A 3,917-nucleotide genomic window follows, 5' to 3' on the forward strand; every position below is an offset into this window, starting at 1 on the left:
GCCCGCACCGCAGGAGGCGCAGGTGGCGGCACCGGCAACGCCGGTCGTGGACGACGCCCGGGTGGTGTTCCCGGCGTCCGTGCAGCAGGGTGCGCTGGTGATCGGCAAGGTCCCCGCGGCCAGCCGGGTCCGCCATGGCGGGCGTGACCTGCGCGTGACGGGCTACGGCAGCGTCGCCTTCGGCGTGGCGCGCGACCAGTCGGGGCCGGTGCACGTGGAGGTAACCGGCCGTGACGGACGGGCGCGCACAATTGAAATCGAGGTCACTCCACGCGACTGGCCGATCGAACGCGTCAACGGTGTTCCCGGCAAGACCGTGAAGCCACCACCGGCGATCGCCGCACGCATCGCACGCGAGCAGGCGGCGGTCAGCGCCGCGCGCACCCGCGACGATGCCCGCACCGGGTTCGCCCAGCATTTCGTCCGCCCGGTCGAGGGTCGCATCAGCGGCCGCTTCGGCAACCAGCGCATCTACAACGGCACCCCCGGCGCGGCCCACTCGGGCATGGACATCGCCGCGCCGAACGGCACCCCGGTGAAGGCGCCGGCCTCGGGCGTGGTCACCTTTGCCGATGACCTGTACCTCACGGGCGGGACGATCCTGCTCGACCACGGCCACGGGGTGAGCTCCAACTTCCTGCATCTGTCGCGCATGGACGTCCGCGTGGGCGACGTGGTCGAACAGGGCCAGGTCATCGGCGCCGTCGGTGCCACCGGGCGCGCTACAGGACCGCACCTGCACTGGGGCATGAACTGGTTCGACGTGCGCGTCGATCCGCTGCTGGTGCTCGAACGACAGTAGCGATCAGGTCTGGCCGGAAGTCGCGACGAACCGCGGGTGGCTGCCGGTGATACGCGGGTCGTGGCCGGTCACCCGGTCCCGGCCCGCGGTCTTGCTGGCGTACAGGGCCGAATCCGCACGCTCGATCAGGTGCTCGGCCGATTCGCCTGCAGCGAGCTCGGCCACGCCCAGGCTCAGGCTCGCCTCGAAAAGCCGGTCATCGATCGACAGCGGGCGGCAGTTCACCGCCGAGCGCAGGTTCTCGGCGACACCGAGGGCCTCGTTGAGCCGGGTGTCGGGCAACATCACCACCATTTCGTCGCCACCCCAGCGCCCCATCAGGTCGTAGGTCCGCAGGCGGTTGCGGGTCCGCAACGCGATGAACTTCAGGAAGTTGTCGCCGACCCGGTGGCCGTGGTCGTCGTTGACCCGTTTGAAACGGTCGACATCGAAGAACACCACCGACAGCGGCGTGCCATTGCGATGCGCTTCGGTCACCGCGGCCGACAGGCGCTCCTGCATCGCCGGGCGGGACAGTGCGCCGGTGAGTGTGTCGAACGTCGCCAGCCGGCTCACGCGGTCGCGGTCACGGCGCACTTTCTGCAATGCGTCGGTCAATCCGATCATGGTCACCGTCCCGGCGAGTAAGAGGGCGGCGGGCAGCGCATAGCCCAGCCACGCCGGTGCCACCCATAGTCCGAGTTCCGCCACACGGCCGGCCACCAATAGCGCGAGCACCGGCAACCAGGCCATCAGCAGGAACCCGGCGGCACGCTCGCGGCGAATCGTGCCGCGGACACAGGCGACGAGCAGCGCCGCGGTGGCAGCCAGCGTCGCGGCGTGGCCGAACGGCAGCACGCCGCGGGTGACGCCCGCGACCGTCGCGACGACCAGCAGCAGCAGTACCCCGAGGCATCCGGCCACGATGCGCCACAGCATCGGGTTGCGGTCTCGCANAGCCAGCGTCGCGGCGTGGCCGAACGGCAGCACGCCGCGGGTGACGCCCGCGACCGTCGCGACGACCAGCAGCAGCAGTACCCCGAGGCATCCGGCCACGATGCGCCACAGCATCGGGTTGCGGTCTCGCAACCGTAGCCCGTGGGCGAGGAAGGCCAGCGTCGCGCCGCTCGCCAGCAGGCCGGTGAGAATGGGGCTGCGCGGATCCTCGCCGAGCAGTCCCGACAGGCCGGGGAGCAACCGGATCTCGCCGCCCTGCGTCGCGAAGAATGCGAGCTGGGCGGCAAGCGTCAGCAACAGATACGCATAGCCCCGCTCACCGATGCCCAGCCAGAACCCCAGCGCAAGCATCATCAGCAGCACGAATCCGACCAGGCTGGCAGCGCGCCACGCGACGTAGGTGAGGTCGCGGTGGTGCAGTTGCGCCAACGGTTCGATGCCGACAGGCATGGCGACCGGGGCCAGCGTGCCGACGCGCAGGTACACCGCATGCCCGGCACGCAGGCCGTCCCGGAGTGGCACCACCGAGGCACGCGACGAGAAACCGGACGGGATATCGACGCCACCGGTCCTGGCTACTACCGGCATCGACGCGCCGGGCAACCAGGCTTCAATGCGCGCCGATTCGGGCGTCCCCAGCACGATGTAGGGCTGGTGCTGCGCGGGGACGGCATGCGTGGACACGAGTCGCCACCAGCCTGCGCGCGGGCCGGTTTCGCGGATGACGCCGCCGGGGACAACGGCGAACCGATGGTCGAGCGCGCCCCCGAGCACCTCGAGCGGAACCGGGTCCGCATCCAGCCGCGACAGCTCCAGGCCGGACGTGGCCAGCGGCGCCGCGCTGCGGGCATGCGACGGCCACACGGCCGCGGCCAACGAGGCGAACGCCAGGCAGCCACAAATCAACCAGATCCACCGTTGCAGGGGCGTCCCCATACCCATCCCGGCCGCACGATCGAACGAGCATACCCCGAACAACCGGCGCGCAAGCGCTACGCAATCGGCACGCGATTCCGGCCATCGGGCCACACCTACGCCGGCGGGAAGCGCCGCCCAGGCGGGCGACAAACATCAGGCTGGGGCGCCGGCTCCGCTCACGCGCGCGACGGCATCGTGCGCATGCAGGCTTTCAAAATGCGCGACGTCGGCATCGAAGCGCTCGATGCGGCGGTCGCTGGACAGCACCGCGGCGACGCGGCGTGCGGCGTCCTCGCAGAACATCAGGTTGGCGGCGTTGAGCCGCGCGAAAGCCTGCTCGTCCTCGCGCTTGACCGCGGTCTGCACAGGGGTCGCGAGCGCCTGTTCCAGTGCATCGATGAGCGCGGTCAGCGGCAACTCGTCGAACGCAGGGCGCAGCTCGACCCGTACATCGGCGCGGCTGCGCTGGGCATGCGGCGTTGCCGCCAGGCCACGCTCCGACGCCAGCCAGTCATGGATGGCGCCCGCCAGCGGACGGGCATCGGCGAAATCCTCGGCGAAACGATCGGCATTGAGCTGGCGCGACAGCGCCGCCGACGCCGGACAGGTGCTCGAGTATTCGACGGCGAAACGCAGCGCCAGCTTCAGGTGGCCGTCGATCAGGCTCGCATCGATCTCGACCGGGTAGCGCTTCCAGCCGGCGTTGCCACTGGCCAGGGCGGGACGCAGCAGCATCTGGTCATAGCGCAGCACCAGCCGTGCCGCGCCGGACAGCCCCGACTGGGTGTCGACCAGGGTCTGCAGGACGCGGCGAAGGCCGGCCGGTGTGACCACCTCGGTGGCGAAGGCGTGCTGCAGCTCCAGGTAGAGCCGCGACATGTGGATGCCGCGTGCGTCGGGGTCGAGCAGGTCGACCGACACGTCCACCGACGCGGCGACCTGGATCGCCTCGCCGCCGGCGTGGCCAGCGACACGCAGCGGCAGCGCGATGTTGGACATACCGACCCAGTCCAGCGGACGGGCCAGCGCGGCGGCGTCGTGGGCGACGTCGGGCAGGCGGCGGGGCGTGATGGTGGGAGTGTTCACTGGACCGGGGTGGGGGCGCGAAAGCGGGTTTGCAACGCGGCCATTCTACCGGCCGCGTCCCTGCACCCTGCCCTGGCCGCTGGAACGCTGCGTCGCAGGGCGTCAGCCACGGGCCGCGCGCCAGCCCGCAAACAGCGCCCGCCAACCGGGCAGCGGGGTGGTGGCGTCCCCACCC

General features: G+C 71.0%; 3 protein-coding genes. 1 reads left to right on the top strand and 2 read right to left on the bottom strand.

Features of this window, described 5'->3' with window-relative positions; genetic code table 11:
* The first annotated feature begins 22 nt into the window (after positions 1 to 22).
* The gene (locus ACKVMH_RS12940; RefSeq protein ID WP_412700602.1) at positions 23 to 802 is read left to right on the top strand and encodes a M23 family metallopeptidase; all 780 of its coding nucleotides are present in this window, start codon (positions 23 to 25) and stop codon (positions 800 to 802) included.
* Positions 803 to 805: 3 nt separating this feature from the next.
* Here ACKVMH_RS12940 and ACKVMH_RS12945 read toward each other — a convergent pair whose 3' ends face one another.
* Positions 806 to 2,680: a GGDEF domain-containing protein gene (locus ACKVMH_RS12945; RefSeq protein ID WP_459167118.1), complete on the bottom strand. Its 1,875-nt coding sequence runs from the start codon at positions 2,678 to 2,680 to the stop codon at positions 806 to 808.
* Between the two features lie 129 nt (positions 2,681 to 2,809).
* Positions 2,810 to 3,742, bottom strand: a complete 933-nt coding sequence (folE2, locus tag ACKVMH_RS12950; RefSeq protein WP_412700601.1) for a GTP cyclohydrolase FolE2 — start codon at positions 3,740 to 3,742, stop codon at positions 2,810 to 2,812.
* Between the last annotated feature and the right edge of the window lie 175 nt (positions 3,743 to 3,917).

The organism is Lysobacter zhanggongensis, from assembly GCF_046638635.1.
GTDB classification, from domain to species: Bacteria; Pseudomonadota; Gammaproteobacteria; order Xanthomonadales; family Xanthomonadaceae; genus Novilysobacter; species Novilysobacter luteus.